General features: G+C 57.1%; 12 protein-coding genes. 7 read left to right on the top strand and 5 right to left on the bottom strand.

The features are described 5' to 3' along the window. Nucleotides 1-162: 162 nt before the first annotated feature. Nucleotides 163-879: a sugar transferase gene (locus FHS72_RS16170; RefSeq protein WP_246414824.1), complete on the bottom strand. Its 717-nt coding sequence runs from the start codon at nt 877-879 to the stop codon at nt 163-165. Nucleotides 880-1306: 427 nt separating this feature from the next. Between FHS72_RS16170 and FHS72_RS16175 the strand changes: the two genes are divergently transcribed. Genes FHS72_RS16175 through FHS72_RS16190 form a run of 4 tightly spaced genes read left to right on the top strand, consistent with a single transcriptional unit; the run spans nt 1307 to nt 5430 of the window. Next, nucleotides 1307-2191 (top strand): ExeA family protein, encoded by an 885-nt coding sequence (locus tag FHS72_RS16175; protein WP_246414826.1) that lies wholly within the window; start codon nt 1307-1309, stop codon nt 2189-2191. Beyond that, a complete protein-coding gene (locus FHS72_RS16180) occupies nt 2188-3762 on the top strand; it encodes a GumC family protein (RefSeq protein WP_183530737.1) in 1575 nt (524 codons plus the stop codon). The genes FHS72_RS16175 and FHS72_RS16180 overlap by 4 nt, the downstream gene beginning before the upstream one ends. Further along, on the top strand, nt 3759-4556 hold the full coding sequence (locus FHS72_RS16185) for a CpsD/CapB family tyrosine-protein kinase (protein ID WP_183530739.1): 798 nt from the start codon (nt 3759-3761) through the stop codon (nt 4554-4556). Before FHS72_RS16180 ends, FHS72_RS16185 begins: the two co-directional genes overlap by 4 nt. Next, the gene (locus FHS72_RS16190; protein WP_183530787.1) at nt 4549-5430 is read left to right on the top strand and encodes a glycosyltransferase family 2 protein; all 882 of its coding nucleotides are present in this window, start codon (nt 4549-4551) and stop codon (nt 5428-5430) included. The genes FHS72_RS16185 and FHS72_RS16190 overlap by 8 nt, the downstream gene beginning before the upstream one ends. A 71-nt stretch (nt 5431-5501) precedes the next feature. Here the strand turns inward: FHS72_RS16190 and FHS72_RS16195 are convergent, their stop codons facing one another. Further along, nucleotides 5502-6965: a hypothetical protein gene (locus tag FHS72_RS16195; protein WP_183530741.1), complete on the bottom strand. Its 1464-nt coding sequence runs from the start codon at nt 6963-6965 to the stop codon at nt 5502-5504. Beyond that, nucleotides 6965-7231: a spike base protein, RCAP_Rcc01079 family gene (locus tag FHS72_RS16200; RefSeq protein WP_183530743.1), complete on the bottom strand. Its 267-nt coding sequence runs from the start codon at nt 7229-7231 to the stop codon at nt 6965-6967. The genes FHS72_RS16195 and FHS72_RS16200 overlap by 1 nt, the downstream gene beginning before the upstream one ends. Before the next feature lie 238 nt (nt 7232-7469). Here FHS72_RS16200 and FHS72_RS16205 point away from each other — a divergent pair, with 238 nt between their 5' ends. The 3 genes from FHS72_RS16205 to FHS72_RS16215 are packed head-to-tail and all read left to right on the top strand — an operon-like array spanning nt 7470 to nt 10564. Next, entirely contained in the window at nt 7470-7907 is a 438-nt protein-coding gene (locus FHS72_RS16205) for an acyltransferase (protein ID WP_183530744.1), read from the top strand. Further along, complete coding sequence (locus FHS72_RS16210; protein ID WP_183530746.1) at nt 7894-9237, top strand: hypothetical protein; 1344 nt, start codon at nt 7894-7896, stop codon at nt 9235-9237. Before FHS72_RS16205 ends, FHS72_RS16210 begins: the two co-directional genes overlap by 14 nt. A gap of 10 nt (nt 9238-9247) precedes the next feature. Then, the gene (locus FHS72_RS16215) at nt 9248-10564 is read left to right on the top strand and encodes a polysaccharide pyruvyl transferase family protein (protein WP_183530748.1); all 1317 of its coding nucleotides are present in this window, start codon (nt 9248-9250) and stop codon (nt 10562-10564) included. Here FHS72_RS16215 and FHS72_RS16220 read toward each other — a convergent pair. Together FHS72_RS16220 and FHS72_RS16225 are read right to left on the bottom strand one after the other, a co-directional pair. Then, nucleotides 10561-12048 (bottom strand): oligosaccharide flippase family protein, encoded by a 1488-nt coding sequence (locus FHS72_RS16220; protein WP_183530750.1) that lies wholly within the window; start codon nt 12046-12048, stop codon nt 10561-10563. The two genes, FHS72_RS16215 and FHS72_RS16220, sit on opposite strands and share 4 nt — an antisense overlap. 39 nt (nt 12049-12087) lie before the next feature. Further along, nucleotides 12088-13500, bottom strand: a complete 1413-nt coding sequence (locus FHS72_RS16225) for a mannose-1-phosphate guanylyltransferase/mannose-6-phosphate isomerase (protein ID WP_183530751.1) — start codon at nt 13498-13500, stop codon at nt 12088-12090. Nucleotides 13501-13524 lie beyond the last annotated feature (24 nt).

Here is a 13524-nt window from a genome sequence, read left to right on the forward strand (position 1 = left end):
GCGGTAACCATGAGAACGTTGCTAATTGAGACGAAACAGCAAGCTACAATACTGAAAGCCATAGCCTACGCCCGTCGTTCTCGGCGTTTAAGGTGCAAATATGAATTGCGACTTAAAGAAACCCTAGATTTCCGCTTTTGGCCCGCAATATCTGCCTCGCCTTTAATGCCCTGTGGCGCGGGTGATGACGGTGATGGTTGCCAGCAGCGTTTTGAGGTCGACGAGGAACGAGCAGTTTTTGTGGTAGCCGGTGTCGTAGGCTGCGCGGTCTGCGAAGGCTGTTTCGTTGCGTGCTGAGATTTGCCACGGTCCTGTGATGCCGGGCAGCATTTTGTAGTAGGCCGTGCCCGGGTACATGATCTGTTGTTCTGGCAGCATCGGGCGGGGGCCCACGAGGCTCATTTCGCCGCGCAGCACGTTCAGCAATTGTGGCAATTCGTCCAGTGACGTCTTGCGCATGATGCGGCCAACGCGGGTGATGCGGGGGTCGTTTTTGAGTTTCTGTGTCCGGTCCCATTCGGCGCGTGCTGCCGGATTGGATTGCAGATGACGCGCAAGAGCGCTGTCCGCATTTGCCACCATCGAGCGGAATTTCCACATCGTATAGACGCGGCCGTGCAGACCGATCCGCTGTTGTTTGTAGAACGGGCGGCCACCGCTCAGGGCGACGATCAGCGTCAGCAGGGCAAGGGCGGGGATCACAATCGGGGCGGCTACCAGAATGGCGCAGACATCAAACACACGTTTCAAACCGGCGCGGTAGGCGCTGATCGGTTGCGGTGTCGCCAGTGCTGCAAACCCCAGATCCATACCCGCAAAAGCGGCTGGCAGGGCAAGTGGTACGGCATTGCGGTGCATGTCTTTTGTGAAGTGCATCATGTGGTCCCAAATAGCGGACCAAGAGGGGTATCTTGGTGTCGGTCCTTTCTGAGTACCGCCACACAGAGGGTTTTTAAGGGAATATTAACGACAATTTTAAGGTTAATATTCTGTTTATTAACACAATTCCGCCGCAGCTGCCTTGGTTTCAATTACAGGTTGCGAGCGAGATGTGGTTTACGCCTGTATCTGTTGAAAATAAGGCAAAAACCGTTGTTTATGGCGAATTTACGATGGTTAACGGGGGTCTCTGTTGCCCGCACAACAATAATCCGCGCCAAGTTGGGCTGCATTTTGTAGGGTGCTTGCAATCGCTAGGCAAATTGTCCCATGACTTTGGTAGATAAGCGATTTTGACCCTGACGTTTTTGCTGCGCAGAGGATCAAGACAAGAGGCAATAAGCGTCCCCAAAAGACGCTCGGGAGTATGATGGGACAACCCCTCGATCTATATACGGCTCACTTTGGGCTGCGCGAGAGACCGTTTTCGCTGGTCCCTGATCCGGGGTTTCTGTTTTGGTCCGACACCCATGCCCGTGCGTTCTCGATGTTGGAATACGGAATTCTGACCCGCGCGCCGATCACGCTGATCACGGGTGAAGTGGGCACAGGCAAGACCACGTTGATCCACCAGCTGCTGGACAGTAACCGCGAAGATGTGACGATCGGCCTGATTGCGAATGCCCAAGGCGACCGCGCTGAATTGCTGCGCTGGGTGTTGATGTCGCTGGGGCAGACTGCGGATCACAATGCCCATTATGTTGATCTGTTTGGTCAGTTTCAGACGTATCTGGTGTCGGAATATGCAGCGGGTCGCCGCGTTGTGCTGATCTTTGACGAGGCGCAGAACCTGACCCGTGACGTGTTGGAAGAGTTGCGGATGTTCACCAACATCAACGCGGGCAAAGATGAATTGCTGCAACTGATTATTGTTGGCCAGCCGGAACTGCGCGACATCGTGCTGCGGCCCGATTTGAAACAACTCGCGCAACGTGTCGCCGCCAGTTTCCATCTGCCCGAGATGGATCAAGAGGGGGTCGGCGCTTATATCCGTCACCGTCTGCATGTGGCGGGGGCCACGACTAATATATTCGAGAGCAGTGCGATTGCGGGGATCTACGAGATCACCCGTGGCATTCCGCGCCTGATTAATCAGCTGTGCGATCTGGCGTTGGTCTATGCCTTTACGATGGACGTCCAGACCGTACCGCGCAGTGTGATTGACCAGATCATGAAGGATGGTGTGTTCTTTGGCGGAGGTCAGGAACATCAGGTCACGGCCAGTTTTGTGCGCAACCGAGGTGCGCGATGACTATCGACCTGCGGTTCTATCTCTCTTTGTTTATCCGGCGCATTCATTACTTCCTGATCTGTCTGGCTGTGGGATCGGCTGTGGGGATCACGCTGGCCACGGTGCTGCCGCCTGTGTTCAAGGCCAATGCGAAACTGATCGTGGAAAGCGAACAAATCCCCGGTGATTTGGCTGCAACCACGGTGCAGACCGAGACGACAGAGCAACTACAGATCATTCAGCAACGGATTTTGACGCGAGATTCCCTGCTAGAGATGGCCAATCGGCTGCGGATTTACGACGCGCCTGCGGGTGAAATTGCCACCCGTTTGCCTGCTGACGAGATTGTTGAAGACCTGCGCGACCGGATTGTGATTTCGACCACAGGCGGGTCCAGCACGCGCGGTCCTGTGCAGGCAACCATCGTTGAAGTCAGCTTTGAAGCGCCAACGGCCTTGATGTCGGCCACCGTTACCAATGAAGTTGTGACGCTGATTTTGCAGGAAAACGTGGAAATTCGCACGTCCGTGGCAGGGCAGACGCTGGAATATTTCAACGAAGAGGTGTCGCGGCTGGATCAGGAACTGGCCACGCGCGGCGCTGATATTCTGGCGTTTCAGGAACGTAACCTTGAAGCGCTGCCTGATAGTCTGGATTTCAGACGCCAGCAGCAATCGGCCGCCCAAGAGCGTTTGGCGCAGGTGGAACGCGATGAGGCGGTCTTGCGGGATCGTCGCGACCGCTTGACGGTTTTGTTTGAAAGCACGGGTGATATTGGCGGATTAAACACGCCACTATCGAGCCAGACGCCTGAGCAACGCCAGTTGCAGGGTCTAAAAGACGAGATGAACACGCTGTTGGCGGTGCTGTCGCCGGAAAACCCGCGTGTGAAGGTGATGAAAGCCCAGATCGCCGCGTTAGAAGTGACCGTTGCTGCACAAACCTCGGCTGGTTTCGAGACATCGCTGGCGGGTGTGCCCTTGTCGCCGTTTGAAATTCAGATTGCGGATTTTGACGGGCAGCTCGCATTTCTGGCCGCGCAGAAAAGCACGATTAATGCCACGATGGAGGCGCTGCGTCTGTCGATTGAAGCCACCCCCGGCAATGCGATTACGCTGGATACGTTACAGCGCGACTACGCAAACCTGCGTGCGCAATACGACCAAGCGGTTGCAAACCGTGCCCGCGCCGAAACGGGTGACACGATTGAAGCTTTGGCCAAAGGGCAGCGGATTTCGGTGATTGAACAAGCGGTGCCGCCGCGTGCGCCGGACCGTCCGAACCGCACGGTTGTCGCGGCTGCAGGTGTCGGCATGGGGACATTGGCAGGGTTTGCGTTGATTGTGGTGTTAGAGTTGATGAACACAGCGATCCGCAGGCCAATTGATTTGACCAGCAAACTGGGGATCACGCCTTTTGGGACGGTGCCGCTGATCCGCACCCGTTGGGAAATTGTGCGCCGCCAGACGATTATCTTTGCAGGGTTTGCTGTGGCGATTGTGATGATCCCCGCCTTGTTGTGGTTGATCCATGCTCAAGTGATGCCGTTGGATGTGATCCTGGACCGGGTCAAAGAAAAGGTGGGATTATGAACACGATCCAAGACGCAATTGCGAAAGCCCGTGTCACGCGCGACAATCTGGCGGCCTCTGTGCCGACACAACCGCAGACGGATACTGGCCCATGGCAGGCCTTGACCCAGTTCAAACCGTCGATCAGGCGGTTGCGGCGCAACAGGATTGTCGCCGCTGATGGTGGGCGTCCGGCGATGGATTTTGACGTGATCCGCACGCGGATGATGCAAGTGATGCAGGCGAATGGCTGGAAGCGGGTGGCGATCACGTCGCCGACTGCGGGCTGCGGTAAATCGACGATGGTGATGAACCTTGCCTATTCGCTGTCGCGGCACCGCGATCACAAGACGATGGTGCTAGAGATGGATATGCGCAAACCGTCCCTGTCACGCGCAATGCAAATTCCGGGCGAGCGGCAGTTCAGTCGTGTGCTTGAGGAACGTGCGCCGTTTGAAGATCATGCGGTGCGGGTTGGCTACAACATGATTTTTGCCACCAACACCAATGCTGTAACCGGATCGGCGGAATTGCTGCAAAATCCGGGGACTGCGCGGGCTTTGGATGATGTGTCTGCCCGCTATGCCCCCGACACGATGATTTTTGACATGCCGCCGATGCTGACGGGCGATGATACAATGGCGTTTCTGGCGCGTGTGGATTGCGTGTTGCTGTTGGCGGCCGCCGAAGAAAGCAACATTAAACAGATCGACAGATGCGAGCGTGATATCGCGAGCCAGACCAATGTGATGGGCGTGATCCTGAACAAATGCCGGTATATGGACCGCGACAACGCCTATGATTACTATGAGTGATCCTCGGATTTCCGTCATCATCCCGCATCTGAACCAGCCTGCGATGCTGGCGCGGTGCCTTGGATCGCTGCGCGATGGCACGCGCCAACCTGACGAGATTATCGTGGTGGATAACGGGTCGGATGTGCTGCCCGATGTTCCTGCGCATGTGACCCTATTGCAGCAGAAAACGCCGGGTCCGGGGCCTGCGCGTAATCTTGGTGTGGCCCATGCAACGGGGGATGTGATTGCGTTTACCGATGCGGATTGCCTGGCGCGATTTGACTGGCTAGAGATGGCGGTACGGGCGATTGCAAAGAATGATATCTTGGGCGGCGATGTGCGGATTGCTTGTGTGAACCCGCGTAAACTGTCGGTGTTGGAAGCTTATGAAAGCATCTATGCCTACCGGATGGAACGCTACATTGCCGAAGAAGGCTTCACCGGAACGGGCAATCTTGTGGTCAAAAGGGCTATATTAGAGAGCGTTGGTCCCTTTGCTGGTTTGGAAAAAGCCGAAGATCGCGATTGGGGACAACGTGCGACGGGTCTGGGGTTCGAGATCAAATTTGTGCCGCAAATGCGGGTTTATCATCCTGCGCGGCCATCATTTGCGGATTTATACCTGAAATGGGATCGGCAACTCGCCCATGACTATACTCTGATCAATGATAGCGTGGGTAAGCTGCGATGGGTGGTAAAAACTCTTGCGATGGGGATTTCGCCCTTGGCTGAAATTCCGCAGATTGCGGCCTCTGACCGTGTGCCGCGGGTGATTGATAAGGTGAAAGCTTTTGCCGGATTGTGCCGTATTCGGGTTTACCGTGCGGGGCGCATGATGGATTTGATGCTGCGTGGCCGTCCTGAACGGCTGGCTGCAAAATGGAACCGTTGACGCGATTTTTCTCGAAAAATCGGACAAATTTTCGAGAAAATTTGGGGCGCAGAGATCCGCGCCCCTGTTTGTTATAGCCCGTATGCGATGCCGTGCGCAGGATTGTCGCCGCCCGTGACCCGCACGGCAGATCCGATGATGCTGGGATGGGTGTTGTCGCCTGCATAATAGGTCAGGTCCGATGCATCGCTGGCGCTGGCAAAGACCGGATCGCCACCAACGGTGATCAGATCAGTCTCGACCAGTTGCAACTGTCCGGCATATGCCCCGCCCGCTTCCGTTTGCGTATCAATTGCAAAAGCCGGATCGCGCAGCAATGCGCGGTAGGCGTTGATATCCGCCTCAAGCGATGTGGCCGAGGCGATATTGACCAATGCGCGTATGTCCCAGCCGTGGGCCAAAACGCTTTGGCCGGTGCCGCTGACGTCATCTGTCAAATAATCCACAACATTGGCGTAGTGGATCGCGGGCGATTGCCCCCCTGCGGCCATATCGTTGCGCCCCAGTTCAAACGCCAGCACGTTGGTTCCTGACAGTGGCGTGGTGATCCAGCCGTCAGGTGCATCGCGCCGCTCGATCACTTTGGCGATGGCAGCCCCTGTGCTGGCCACATTCAGCACCCGCCAATCCGGCCCAAGCAGACCGGCGCCCGGATCAGTCAGCACCATGTTGGGACACAGACCAGAGGTCACAGGATCGGTGCCGCGCATAATGCTATCGCCTTCGAGCACCAGTTGATTGACCGCAGGCACGATGCCGTAAGTCGTCATCAGATCAGCCACCAGCGCATCGCCGTCCAGATCGGTGACAGCATTGTCGAGCACGATCATCTCGTAGAGATCAAACCGCCCCCATGTGCCACTGTCGTCGGGACGGTAAGCGTAGCGCCCGATTTCGGCCCCTGCCACATCGCTGACCAGATACGGCTGTTGCACCGTGATCCGGTCCGCGTTCAGCCAAAGCCTGCTGCCGCCCGCTGCATTGCCGCGCCCCACCATGCCTACAACTTGCATCTGCGATCCGGTGACCATCTTGGCCATATCGGTGTAGCTGCTGTTGCGCGGATAGGAATAGGTGCGCAGGGCAGGGACGCTGCTGCCTTCAACAGATGTCTCAAGGGCGGATTGGATCGTGTTGGGGGCCACGCCGTCCGCACGACCCAATGAAAACACAGGGCTGCGTGTGACGACTTGGTGGAAGCGGCCCACAAAGAACACCGACATATCGCGGCTGGTCAGGGTCAGAGCGTCGGCGATTTCCAAGTAGCTGTCGCCCTCAAACCGCCAGAACGGACGACCGAGTGCGTCGATCTTTGCTGTTGGACCCGCGCCTGTGGGGGCGCTGGCGTGGGCCAGCCCCGCCAGATCGCTGGCCGCTGTCACGCGATCCCCGTCAAGCGTGACGGTGGAATGGGCCGGATGCCAGCGCGTGGTGACTGCGATTGGTAGTGTGGGCGGTGGTGCGGGGGCCGCGTCGCCGCTGACCGACGCACCACCGCTGGACAAAAAGGGCAGCGCTACTGTGAGGCCGATCATTACCAGCACCCGACCATATGATCTGCGGTGGTGCCTGTGGCCCAGACCTTGGACACGCGGATCGGGTGCCAGCCTTGCACCATATTCACAAACGTTAGGGTCGATCCGTCCGCAATCGTCACTCGCACATCGCCGCCCGTCCCGATATACAGCGCACGGCTAAGGTGGCTGAGATCGGCACTGTCATCAGGTGTGACGGCAACGGCGTTGGTGACAGGGCTTTGCATGCTGGGGCTGTACCCTTTGAAGTCATCAAGAATAGGCATTTGGTCTCTCCGGTGGATAGGAATAACGCTGTGGTCCTATCATTGCGGCTGACGGCGTTGCGGGTGGGCCCCGTCCTGCGCACGGTCCGGTTGATGATGTGTGACCGCTGTTGTGTGCGGGCGACAGGCGCAGGGTTGATGCAGCACAAATGGACGAAAGGTTTTCGCAAGGCCCACAAATCAGACTACAAAACGGGTCTGTGCAGGGTGGTCTTGCACATGACTTGAAAGGCACCTCATGCGCAGTCTGAACCAGCTTCGTCGCCTGCGCAAAACCGTGGTGGGGATCAAAAAGGCTTGGCTCACCGGCTTTTGGAAAATGGACATTGATCCCAGCGTGGATATGTCCTTGTCTGCCAAGTTCGATAAAACCTATCCGGCGGGGATCCATGTGGGGGCGCAAACCTATGTGGCTTTTGAGGCGCGTATCCTGACCCATGACATGACCCGCAACCTGCGCAGCGATACCCGTATCGGGGCGCGGTGTTTTATTGGCGGGCGGTCGTTGATTTTGCCCGGCGTCGAGATCGGGGATGATTGTATCGTTGGGGCAGGGGCTGTTGTGACCAAATCGGTGCCTGCGGGATCGATTGTGGTGGGCAATCCGGCAAAAGTGATCCGCAGCGGTATGACATTGCTGAGTTATGGGCGGGTGCCACCTGATGACAGTGTCTAACATGGGCCAATCACGCGCAGCGCTTGACTCGAATGCGCCCAATACGGTCGCGTTACCAGTGGTTGTCGGGTTGTATCTGTTTGTCTTTTTGGTCCCGATTGAATTCTCGTTTTACATCGGCCCGCTACTGGTCACGCCCACACGGTTCTTTTTGATTTTGGCTGCGGGTCCAGTGATCTTTGCGTCGCTTTCGCGGCATAAGCTGCAAAGCGAAGACGGATTTTTCATCGGGTTCATCCTCTGGGTCGCGATGGCGTATTTCTACAAACGCGGGGCTGCGGGCGTCGAGATCGTCGGCCAAGCCTTCCTTGAGATCGCGATTTCCTATTGTGTGGCGCGGACCTATTTGGTGGGCGTTGACCAGTTCCGCAAACTGGCTGTGGTTTTGTCGGTCACGGTGGCAGTCCTTGGCATTCTCGCGATCCCTGAAGGGATTTCGCACTACCGGTTCCTGCACGAAGTCCCTGAAATGCTGACGGGGTTCTATTATTACATCTCGGACGACACGCGGATGGGGCTGTTGCGGTCGTCATCGACATTCGAGCATCCGATCCTGTTTGGACTGTTCTGCGCGTCGCTGTTCACCTTTGCATGGTACACCTTCACCAGCACGGGCGCGCGCATCGCGCATCTGGTCATGACCGTGATGGCGACGGCATTGTCGCTGTCGTCTGCGGCATTGTTGATCCTGATGATGCAGTTCAGCTTGATCATCTTCGAGCGGCTCACGCGGTCTTTCAAGCAGCGTACAATGGTGTTTGGCACGTTGCTTGTGACTGCGATTGTCTTGATCGAGAGCCTGTCGAACCGTGGTGTCGTCAAACTGATTGCGGGCAACCTGACCTTTAACCCGCACACCGCCTATTACCGTGTTTTACAGTGGGAACACGGGATCGACGATGTGGAACGGCATCCGTTTGTCGGCATCAATCTTGAGCACTGGACCAAGCCCTTTTGGATGACGGATTCCATTGATAACCACTGGCTCTTCACGGCGATGAACAGCGGTGTGCCTGCGGTGCTGGCACTGTGGATCGTGATGGGGATCATCGCAGTAAAGCTGTATAAAAAGAAACGGCGCACAGCGGATGAGGTGCGGCAACGGCTCTATATGGCCTGGCTGATCGGGGCTGCGAGTTTGTTTCTAGGCGCGTGGACCGTGACGTTGTTCGGGAAAATGCTGCCGATTTTCATGTTTTTCATCGGGATCGGGGCTGCGATGACACGTCTGCCTGAGGATGAAGACGTCGCAGATACCATCGTGTTAGAGCCTGAAGCGGGGACCACATCGCCCTACACCCGCTTTGCTATCACCCAAAAACGTGCCTGAAAGAGCTGTGATGAAAATTGGTCTTGTTGGCACCTTCGATGTCGAAAACTTTGGCGATTGCCTGTTTCCAGAGTTGTATCAGCACCTGTTGTATCAGCACCGCCCTGACGCGGTGATCAGTCTGTATAGTCCGGCGGCGCGGTGTGCGGATATTTTGTCGTTCGATCACGTAAACGCCTTGCCCGCGCAACTGCACGACACGGGTGTTTTTGACGAAGATGCGTTGATTTTGATTGGCGGCGAAACCGTAGGCGTTGGCCATTCGTCGGGTACGTTTAATTTCCCCCGCGACAGCCTAAGCGTTTATCTGCGTCTGTGGATGATGCCTGTGATGGCGACGTTAGACCCTGATACGCGCCCGACATTCTGTGGGCTGCATTGTGTGGGCGCGATCAAAATGCCTGCGACGATCAATGCGCAGGTCGCTGATGTGTTGGCGGCGGCCAATCATTGTGCGTTCCGCGATGCGTTCTCGGTGTCGTGGATCACGTCAGGCGATACTGCTTTTGCGCGGGAAATAGACCCTATGTTCTTGATCGACCAGTTGACGGATGCGGTGGGGTGGCAGGCCTTGGCTGCGGATCATTTGCCTGATGGTTTTGCGGATGGTGCCTATATCGCCGCGCAAATATCGATGGGCTACGGTGGCAACGATCTGGATGCGTGGTGCGATGCGGTGGCGCAGATTGCGCAGCAAACCGGGTATCCGGTGGCATTGCTGCCGATCTGTCATTTCTTGGAGGACGAAGCGTTCTTGGCCCAAGCACAGACCCGTTTGACCCAGCGCGGTGTACGCGCGGCACTGATCGCGGGGCGCATCAACGTGAAACATACGGCGGCGATTATCGGGCGCTCTGCGGGTTATATCGGATCGAGCTTGCACGGCGCTGTCACGGCTGTGGCTTTTGCGAAACCGCTTGCGGTGCTCGGCCATAGCATGGACGGCAAACACGAAGGATCGCTGCGTGCGGTTGGGGTTTCGGGGGCTGTGACGACCACATCTGCGGGCTTGGTGGCCTGTTTCGAGACGACTGCGGGCAGTGATCTGCCAGCCGCAAGGATACGGGCACAAAATGCGGCGCGTGCAAGTTTCGATAGGCTTTTGACGGCGATGGATGCACCGCGTGATATAGGCCCTATACAGGCGAAAAAGGCACAGAACACGGCCCAAGCGCTGCATGATCGAGAGCAAGACATGATGCCTGTGGCGTCGTTCCAAGAGATCAAACGCCGCTTGCTGCGGGCCTTGCACCGTGTGCCGGCTTTATCAAAGCCCTATCGTGCGCTGCGGATGCGTCAAAAACTGCGTCGCGCAACCGGTTCTTAGGGGCGCAAGGTTGTTTTGACGTCGCGCAGTAGCTGTCTGTCGGCCCCCAATCGCAGGGCGACAACTGCGGTGATGGCAGCAATGGCGGCGATGCCTTCGATGATAACAGTACTATCGAGCATCGTGCGTATACCAAATCCCGCGCCCAGCAGGGCAGCGGCGAACAGTGTCGTTTGACGCAGATTTTGCAGCACGTCGGCGGTGGTGATGACCGTGGCGCGGACCACAAAGAGGCACAGCAACGGCAGGCTGAGGATCGCAAAGGTCAGCACGTAGGCGCGGATCATCGGGATCAATCCATGCGGATAAGTCAGCGTGATCGCGGCAAGGATCATCACCGTGCTACAGACCCGAAACAGGAACAAATCGCGGCTACGACCTGCGGCGACCAAGGCCCATGCATAACAGCTAAGCGATAATCCGGTCAGCGCCAGCACGCCAAGCCACGCTAAAATCGGCACGGCGGCGGTCCAGTCAGGGCCAAGCAGGACCGCGACGACCAGATCAGGACTGGTGCAAAACACAGCGCCTACAGGCATTAGGATCACGTTACCCCTTGTGATTTGTTGCGACAGCATGGTTCGAAAGGCGGCGGCATTGTCTTGCAAACGACTGAGCGACGGGATGAAGGCGGCAGACAGCGGCGACACAAGGCGGCGTTGCGGCATCAGGGCAAAGGTTTCGGTTCTATAGAACAGCCCTGCGCCCACATCGCCGAACACCCGACTGATCACGGCGATCTGAATAGCGCGGGTGCTATCGTTGAGGATACGTTCCGCGGCAAGGAAGCCACCGAACGATAACGCAGCTTTGGCGCGGCGCAGATCAAGTCCCCAAGGCCGCGACGGTGTCCAGCCTGTAACAGTGACTAACATGGCGAAAGTCAGGGCCTGCTGCGCGAGTAGCTGCGTGATGAGCGCCGCTATACCGTAGCCCATGAATGCGATGAAAACAGCCAAACAGGACGCGATCAGGGTTGCGTAGAAAATACAGCTTTCCAGCAGCCTGACCTGCATTCTGCGGCGCAAAAGCGCGATATACTGCGTGTTGAGGACCGATAAGAAGATGTAAGGCGACAGCACCCAAAAGATCACTGTGACCTGCGGTTGATCAAAAAACTGTCCCGCAAACGGGCCAGCGGCGGCGATGAGTATGGTCAGGATCGCGCCCAAAGCCACATTCACCCAGAACAACGTGCTGGCTAAGTGATGGGTGACGCGCTGCATCTGGGTTATCGCTTGGGCCAGTCCAAATTCGGACAGGCCAACGGCGATCAACACAAAAGGGATCGCCATCGCGACCAGACCTTGCTGCGCGGGTGGCACAAGGCGGGCCATAATCGCGGTGGCGCCTACGGCGATAAACAGTTTGAGCACCGCAAAGATCACAACACTGGCCGCAGACCGCCCCGTGCGCCGCCCAAGATCAGCACTCAGATCGCTGACATCGAAAAACGCATCGCGGGGGTCGTGGGGTGTGTGCATCAGGCCAATCTACTCAATTGGCCCTATCATGGATGATATTTACGACCTGTCATAGATGTCTTCATAACGCACGATGTCGTCTTCGCCCAGATAGCTACCGGTTTGGACTTCGATCAGATACATCGGCAGGCGTCCGGGGTTGGCCATGCGGTGAACGGCACCCAGCGGGATGTACACACCTTCGTTTTCAGTCACTAACTTGACCTTTTCGTCGATTGTGACCTCGGCAGTGCCGGACACAACGATCCAATGCTCGGAACGGTGGTAGTGGCTTTGCAGGCTAAGCACGCCACCCGGTTTCACCATGATCCGTTTGACCTGAAAGCGCGAGTCGAGGCACAGCGTCTCGTACCAGCCCCACGGGCGGTAGAAGCGGGGATAGTCATCCGCTTGGGCTACTTTTTGGGCACGTAACGCGCCGACGATGGCTTTGACGTCCTGCGAGCGTGATTTATCCGCGACCAGCACCGCGTCACGCATTGCAACGGCCACGATGTTATCAAGGCCAAGACCAACCAGTTGCAGCGTGTCTTCTTCAGAGCGCAAATAGCTGTTGGTACACTCAAGCGCAGTCACAGCGCCGATCGCGACCAAGCCGTTCTCGTCAGGGTTTTGTGTCTGCCACAGCGCGTCCCATGATCCCAAATCGGACCACGCACAGGACAGCGGCACAGCCATGACAGAGGTCGCTTTTTCCATGATCGCATAGTCGAACGAGATTGCGGCGGCGCGGGCGTAGTCATCTGCGCCGAGCCGGAAAAAGTTCAAATCCTCGGCCCCCGCATCAATCGCCCCCTGACAAGGACCAACCAAGTCAGGCGCATGGGTTTCAAAGGCCGCGATAATATCCGCCACACGGAACAAGAAAATCCCCGCGTTCCACAGGTAATTGCCCGCATCCAACATCTGCTGCGCAGTCTCTGCATCCGGTTTCTCGCGGAAGCTGTTCAGGTTCACGGCTTGGGGGCCATCGGGGATTTGCGGCAGCTCCAGATACCCGTAACCGGTTTCAGCGCGGTCAGGCGTGATGCCAAAGGTGACAAGCGCGCCGGTTTCGCTGGCAGTTTTAGCGGCCTCGATAGCTTTGAGGAAAGCAGGCACATCGCCGATCACATGGTCCGATGGGGCGATCAACATCATCGCGTCAGGCGTATCTTTGAGCAGCAAAGCGGCCGTCAAAATCGCAGGAGCAGTGTCGCGTGCGGCGGGCTCGATCACGATGCGGGCATCCGAAAGACCCATTTCAGCGGCCTGTTCGCTGGCCATAAAGCGAAAGTCGTCGCCAGTCATCACCAAGGGCGCGGCAAAACCTTCGCCGGTCAAACGCTGAAGCGCCATCTGATACAGACTTTGTTCGCTGATCAGAGGGGCAAATTGCTTTGGATAAGCCTTGCGAGACGCAGGCCAAAGACGGGTGCCTGAGCCGCCGCAGAGAATGACAGGATGGATCATGAAGCGCAGTTTCCGAGAAATTGT

The organism is Yoonia ponticola (assembly GCF_014199395.1).
GTDB classification, from domain to species: Bacteria; Pseudomonadota; Alphaproteobacteria; order Rhodobacterales; family Rhodobacteraceae; genus Yoonia; species Yoonia ponticola.

Coding starts and splice junctions, on each gene's coding strand:
- FHS72_RS16220 (WP_183530750.1), bottom strand. CDS start 12,048: ATGCACACACCCCACGACCCCCGCGATGCGTTTTTCGATGTCAGCGAT.
- FHS72_RS16200 (WP_183530743.1), bottom strand. CDS start 7,231: ATGCCTATTCTTGATGACTTCAAAGGGTACAGCCCCAGCATGCAAAGC.
- FHS72_RS16215 (WP_183530748.1), top strand. CDS start 9,248: ATGAAAATTGGTCTTGTTGGCACCTTCGATGTCGAAAACTTTGGCGAT.
- FHS72_RS16210 (WP_183530746.1), top strand. CDS start 7,894: ATGACAGTGTCTAACATGGGCCAATCACGCGCAGCGCTTGACTCGAAT.
- FHS72_RS16185 (WP_183530739.1), top strand. CDS start 3,759: ATGAACACGATCCAAGACGCAATTGCGAAAGCCCGTGTCACGCGCGAC.
- FHS72_RS16225 (WP_183530751.1), bottom strand. CDS start 13,500: ATGATCCATCCTGTCATTCTCTGCGGCGGCTCAGGCACCCGTCTTTGG.
- FHS72_RS16195 (WP_183530741.1), bottom strand. CDS start 6,965: ATGATCGGCCTCACAGTAGCGCTGCCCTTTTTGTCCAGCGGTGGTGCG.
- FHS72_RS16190 (WP_183530787.1), top strand. CDS start 4,549: ATGAGTGATCCTCGGATTTCCGTCATCATCCCGCATCTGAACCAGCCT.
- FHS72_RS16175 (WP_246414826.1), top strand. CDS start 1,307: ATGATGGGACAACCCCTCGATCTATATACGGCTCACTTTGGGCTGCGC.
- FHS72_RS16170 (WP_246414824.1), bottom strand. CDS start 879: ATGATGCACTTCACAAAAGACATGCACCGCAATGCCGTACCACTTGCC.
- FHS72_RS16205 (WP_183530744.1), top strand. CDS start 7,470: ATGCGCAGTCTGAACCAGCTTCGTCGCCTGCGCAAAACCGTGGTGGGG.
- FHS72_RS16180 (WP_183530737.1), top strand. CDS start 2,188: ATGACTATCGACCTGCGGTTCTATCTCTCTTTGTTTATCCGGCGCATT.